We start from the raw sequence: 4,987 nt of genomic DNA, 5'->3' as shown, positions 1-4,987 counted from the left end.
GTCTGTCACGTCCTCGACGCGAAGCCCGAGCCAGGCGTGGAACGGCGCGATCGAGAGCGCGCCTTGCAATGCGGCGCCCGCCAGCCCGTTCGCGATACCCGAGGATGCCTCGTCAACCATCTCAACGTCCCTTGAAAACGGGTGTACGCTTTTCCATGAAGGCGCGCGGACCTTCGCGCGCGTCTTCAGTTCGGAACACCGGCGCGGCGAAGCCCGACTCGAGGTTCATGCCTTCGCTCTCCGGCCGCCCGATACAGGCGCGCGCCGACGCGCGGATCGCCTGCACCGCGATCGGGCCGTTGGCGGCGATCCGTCGCGCGAAGTCGAGCGCCGCAGGCAGCACCTCCTCCGGCGCAACGACGCGGTTGAGGAAGCCATAGTCGAGCGCGGTTCCGGCATCGATCAGATCGCCGGTGAGCAGCAATTCCATCGCGCGCGCAAAGGGAAGCTGGCGCGGCAGTCGCACCGTCGATCCCCCGCCCGGGAAGATCGCCCATTTGACCTCCTGCACGCCGAAGCGCGCGGCGCTCGATGCGATCCTGAGATCTGTACCCTGGACCAGTTCCATGCCGCCTGCGATCGCATGCCCGTTGATGGCGGCGATCACCGGCTTGACGACGTCAAATGTGCGCAGCAGCGCGGTGCCGAGAATATCGCGGTCAGCGAGCACGCGGCGATCCCACTCGTCCTCCGGCGGTCGCCCGCCGCTGACGAGCGGGATAAGGCGGCCGAGGTCGGCACCCGAGCAGAAGGCGTCGCCGGTGCCGGTCACGACCGCGACGCGGATCTCGGCGGCGTCGCGCACCCTGCTCCAGCAGTCGGCCAGTTCCACCAGCATCTGCGGATCAAGCGCGTTGCGCGCCGCGGGTCGGTTGAGATGGATGATGGCGATATATCCATCGGTTTCCATCCAGGCTGCGTTGTCGGTCATCAATTCCCCTCCCGCGCTTTAACATTATACCCTTTTAATAGCCTTGCAAGCCGGCGACGGCAGCAATTTGCCGCTGGACAAAGATAAAGCAGTGGAGCAACATAAAACCATGATAAGGATTCATTGATGCCGGACGTGGATGAGCAGGGCGAGGCGCTCTCGTTCGCAAGGGGCAAGCGCGCGCTTCGCGTGGCGCAGGCGATCGTGCACGACATCGAGGCCGACGCACGCCAGGTCGGCGACCGGCTGCCTCCGGAGCACGACATGCTCGCGCGGTACGAAGTCGCCCGCGCCACATTGCGTGAGGCGCTGCGTTTTCTGGAACTGCAGGGCGTGCTCCACCTGCAGCCCGGTCGAGGCGGCGGGCCGGTGGTCGCGCGGCCGCAGATTGGCGATTTCACGAGTTCGCTTGCGCTCGTACTGCACTTCGTCGGCACCGACCTGCGCGCGCTGATCGAGCTGCGCGAGGCGCTGGCCCCGCGGGCGGCCTCTCACGCTGCCCGGCGCGCAACGGCGGCGGATCTGATGGCGCTGGCAAGCTGCTTCGCCGATCTCGAGCAGCAGGTGGAATCGATGCTGTTCGAGGAAACCAACCGGCGCTTCCACGACCTTCTGGCATGGGCGAGCGGCAATCCGCTGTTCGGGTTGCTCACGTCCGCGCTGCATCTGCTGACCCGCGACCTTTCGCGCCAGCTCGGCTATTCCGAGCACGAGCGCGAGAACCAGGTTCGTCGCCTCGCGCGCGTCGTCCATGCGGTGCGGCTGCGCGACGCGGTCACGGCGCGGCGCGAGATGGAACGGCTCGTCGAGGGATCGGCGGAGTATCTCGGGCGGCGCAGCCCCGACCTGATGGATCAGAAGGTGCGCTGGACCCAGGCGTTCGAGGCGTAGCCGCCGGAGTAGATCAGCAACGAGAACGATGTGGGAGAGACGGACAATGGCCCTGAACAGCCGAATCTGCGGGATGCTCGGCATCGACTATCCGATCGTCCTGGCCGGCATGGGCGGGGCAAGCGTCCCGCGACTGGCGGCGGCGGTGTCCAACGCGGGCGGGCTGGGCGTGCTCGGCGCGGCAGCGTGCTCACCCGAGCAGCTCCGCGCGTGGATCCGCGAAACGCGCGCGCTGACCGACAAGCCGTTCGGCGTCGACACGCTCCTGCCCGCCTCGGTGCGGCGCGGCTCGGCGCCGCAAACCGGGGCCGCGCCGGCGGACCCGCGCGCGGTGCTCGCCGACTATCAGGCGTTCACGCGCGACTTCATGGAGCGCGAGGGGCTGGAGATCGTCGCGCGTGATTCCGGCCGCGCCGTCACGGAGGGTGCGGCAAACGGCGGCGCGGCGCTGTTCTCCAAGGAGTTCTTCGAGGCCCAGATGGAGGTCGTCGTCGAGGAGAAGGTGCCCGTCTACGCGGCGGGGCTCGGCAATCCGGGGCCGTGGATGGATCGACTCCACGCCAACGGCACGGTCGTCATGGCGGTCGTCGGCAAGGTGAAGCACGCGCTGCAGGTGGTGGAGTCGGGCATCGACGTGATCGTGGCGCAGGGGCACGACGGCGGCGGGCATAATTCGCCGATCGGCACCATCTCGCTCATCCCGCAGGTCGTCGATGCCGTGGGGGACCGGGTGCCGGTGCTCGGCGCTGGCGGCATCTCCGACGGGCGCGGTGTGGCCGCGGCCTTCATGCTGGGCGCCGAGGGCGCCTGGGTCGGCACCGCGTTCCTTGCGACGGAGGAGGCAGGGATCGAGGACTTCCAGAAGGAAGCGATCGTCGACAGCGGCGATGCCGATACCGTGGTAAGCCGCTCGATCACGGGCAAGCCTGCCCGCATGATCCGCAGCAAGTGGGCCGACGCCTGGGTGGCGGCGGGCAAGGAGCCGCTGCCGATGCCATACCAGTCGATGATCGCCGGTCCGGTGATGGCGTCGGGCATCCGTGCGAAGCGCAAGGACATCATCCCGGGCTTCGCCGGGCAGGGCATGGGGCTGATCCACGCCGTGCGCCCCGCCGCCGAGGTGATGCGCGACCTCGTCGCCGATGCCGAGCGCGCGCTCGGCCGCGCGGCGGGCCTCCGCTGAGGGTCGCGGCTGGTACAGGAGGGACAGATATGACCTTCTCGGACAAGGCGGCGATCACCGGCGTCGGGGAAACCGATTACGTCAAGGGCACCGAGCGCACCGCGGTGGACATGATGCTGGAGGCGTCGCGGCGCGCGATCGCGGACGCGGGGCTGCGCCCGTCCGACATCGACGGCATGGTGCCGCCGCCCATCTACACCACGTCGGAGGAACTGGCGGCGAACCTCGGCAACGACGTGCTGCGCTACGCCGCGACCGTCCACATGGGCGGCGCGAGTCCGACGACCGCGCTCCAGCATGCGGCGATCGCGATCGCGGCGGGGCTGTGCGACCACGTGCTCGTCACGCTCGGCTGGAACGGCTTCTCCGCGCTGCGGCCCAAGCCGGGCGCTCCGCCCACGCGGCCGATGAACATGAACACGCTGACCAACACGATCCGCGGGTATTACATGCCCTATGGCGTGTTCCTGCCGGTGCAGATGTATGCCTGGCTGGCGACCCGGCATTCGCAGCTCCACGGCGTCGGTCCGGAAGCCATGGGGGCGGTGGCGATGGCGTGCCGACGGCATGCGCAACTCAATCCGAAGGCGTTCACCTACGGCCGGCCGCTCGACTGGGAAACCTACCACGACGCCCGGATGGTGTCGGAGCCGTTCCGGCTCTACGACTGCTGCCTCGAGACCGACGGCGCGTGCGCGGTCGTCGTCTCGCGCACCGACCGCGCGCGCGACATGCCGCATGTGCCCGTCACAATCGCAGGCGCCGCCGAGGGGCATCCCTATCCCGCGGACGATATCCCCTCGCGCCCGGATCCGTTCAAGATCGGGCTGAGCTACGCCGCGCCCAAGGCCTTCGAAATGGCCGGTGTGCGCCGCGAGGAGATGGATTTCCTCCAGGTCTACGACTGCTTCACCTACGTCGTGCTGCTCCAGCTGGAGGCGATGGGCTATTGCGAGCCGGGCGGCGCGCTCGACTTCGTGCGTGACGGGCAGATCGAGCTCGGCGGGCGCTTTCCGCTCAACACCCATGGCGGGCTGCTGAGCGAGGCGCACGTGTGGGGGCTCAACCACGTCGTCGAGGCCGTGCGCCAGCTGCGGCACGACTGCGGCGAGCGCCAGGTGCCGGGAGCACAGACGGGGCTCGTCACCGGCTGGGGCGACCTGGGCGACGGCAGCATCGCCATCCTGCGGAGGTTCGCATGAACGACGACGACATTGCGCCCAAGCTGCGGGCACCCGCCGTCTCGCCGCCCAAGCCGTTGCCGCACCCGCAGGATCCGGTAGAGCAGGAGTTCTGGCAGCGCTGCCAGGGCGGCACGCTCCATTTCCAACGGTGCGGCGAGTGCCGGACGTGGCGCCACCTGCCCCGCTACATGTGCGCGCGCTGCGGCTCGCCGTCGTTCGCCTGGGAGCCGAGCAGCGGGCGCGGGCGGCTGTTTTCCTGGACGGTGACGCACCAGGCGCTTCACCCCGCCTTCGCGGCCGACGTGCCGTATGTAGCGGCGGTGGTCGAGCTGGACGAGGGCGTCCGCATGGCGACCCGGCTGACCGGCGCCGACCCTGCCACGCTCGCGCTCGACATGCCGGTGGCGCTGGCCTTCGAAACGATCGGCGACGGGTTTCGGCTGCCCGTCTTCACACCAGCTGCAGGAGCGTGAACCGATGGACCTGAGTTACGGCCCGGAATACGAGGCGTTCCGCGATGAGCTGCGCGCGTTCATCGCCGAGAACCGCCACCGTGCCCCGGCCGCGCCCGGCGCGGCGCAGCGCGCCGGGGCGGACGCGGTCGCGTGGCAGCAGCTGCTGCTCGAACACGGCTACACCGCGCGCACCATTCCGCGCGAATATGGCGGCTTCGGCGCCGAACCCGACATCCTCACCTCGCGCATCATCGCCGAGGAGTTCGCCGCGGCGGGCGTGCCGGGCGGGCTGTCGAACCAGGGCATCTCGATGCTCGTTCCGACGCTGCTCGAGCTCGGCACG

Annotated in this window: 6 protein-coding genes; 5 read left to right on the top strand and 1 reads right to left on the bottom strand. The window is 69.3% G+C overall.

Annotated elements, in window-relative coordinates; genetic code table 11:
* Positions 1-121: 121 nt before the first annotated feature.
* Positions 122-931: an enoyl-CoA hydratase-related protein gene (locus BGN95_RS09620; RefSeq protein WP_046408802.1), complete on the bottom strand. Its 810-nt coding sequence runs from the start codon at positions 929-931 to the stop codon at positions 122-124.
* Between the two features lie 126 nt (positions 932-1,057).
* On the opposite strand from BGN95_RS09620, the gene BGN95_RS09615 reads away from it, so the two are divergent.
* The 5 genes from BGN95_RS09615 to BGN95_RS09595 form a co-directional block, all read left to right on the top strand.
* On the top strand, positions 1,058-1,822 hold the full coding sequence (locus BGN95_RS09615) for a FadR/GntR family transcriptional regulator (protein ID WP_046408746.1): 765 nt from the start codon (positions 1,058-1,060) through the stop codon (positions 1,820-1,822).
* A gap of 46 nt (positions 1,823-1,868) precedes the next feature.
* The gene (locus BGN95_RS09610; protein WP_046408745.1) at positions 1,869-3,005 is read left to right on the top strand and encodes an NAD(P)H-dependent flavin oxidoreductase; all 1,137 of its coding nucleotides are present in this window, start codon (positions 1,869-1,871) and stop codon (positions 3,003-3,005) included.
* A gap of 29 nt (positions 3,006-3,034) precedes the next feature.
* The gene (locus tag BGN95_RS09605; RefSeq protein ID WP_046408744.1) at positions 3,035-4,207 is read left to right on the top strand and encodes a thiolase C-terminal domain-containing protein; all 1,173 of its coding nucleotides are present in this window, start codon (positions 3,035-3,037) and stop codon (positions 4,205-4,207) included.
* Complete coding sequence (locus BGN95_RS09600) at positions 4,204-4,662, top strand: Zn-ribbon domain-containing OB-fold protein (protein ID WP_046408743.1); 459 nt, start codon at positions 4,204-4,206, stop codon at positions 4,660-4,662. The genes BGN95_RS09605 and BGN95_RS09600 overlap by 4 nt, the downstream gene beginning before the upstream one ends.
* Positions 4,663-4,666: 4 nt before the next feature.
* Positions 4,667-4,987, top strand: a 321-nt coding sequence (locus BGN95_RS09595) for an acyl-CoA dehydrogenase family protein (protein ID WP_286772494.1), incomplete at its 3' end; no start/stop codon positions are given.

Origin of the sequence: Sphingomonas sp. 66-10, from assembly GCF_001897045.1 — a bacterium.
Taxonomy (GTDB): domain Bacteria; phylum Pseudomonadota; class Alphaproteobacteria; order Sphingomonadales; family Sphingomonadaceae; genus Sphingomonas; species Sphingomonas lycopersici.
The sequence above is the reverse complement of the archived record's forward strand: the minus strand, read 5'-3'. Positions and strand labels throughout refer to the sequence as shown.

What these genes read in the sequence shown, in the direction of transcription:
- BGN95_RS09620 (WP_046408802.1), bottom strand. Translation starts at nt 931, where the DNA reads ATGACCGACAACGCAGCCTGGATGGAAACCGATGGATATATCGCCATC.
- BGN95_RS09615 (WP_046408746.1), top strand. Translation starts at nt 1,058, where the DNA reads ATGCCGGACGTGGATGAGCAGGGCGAGGCGCTCTCGTTCGCAAGGGGC.
- BGN95_RS09610 (WP_046408745.1), top strand. Translation starts at nt 1,869, where the DNA reads ATGGCCCTGAACAGCCGAATCTGCGGGATGCTCGGCATCGACTATCCG.
- BGN95_RS09605 (WP_046408744.1), top strand. Translation starts at nt 3,035, where the DNA reads ATGACCTTCTCGGACAAGGCGGCGATCACCGGCGTCGGGGAAACCGAT.
- BGN95_RS09600 (WP_046408743.1), top strand. Translation starts at nt 4,204, where the DNA reads ATGAACGACGACGACATTGCGCCCAAGCTGCGGGCACCCGCCGTCTCG.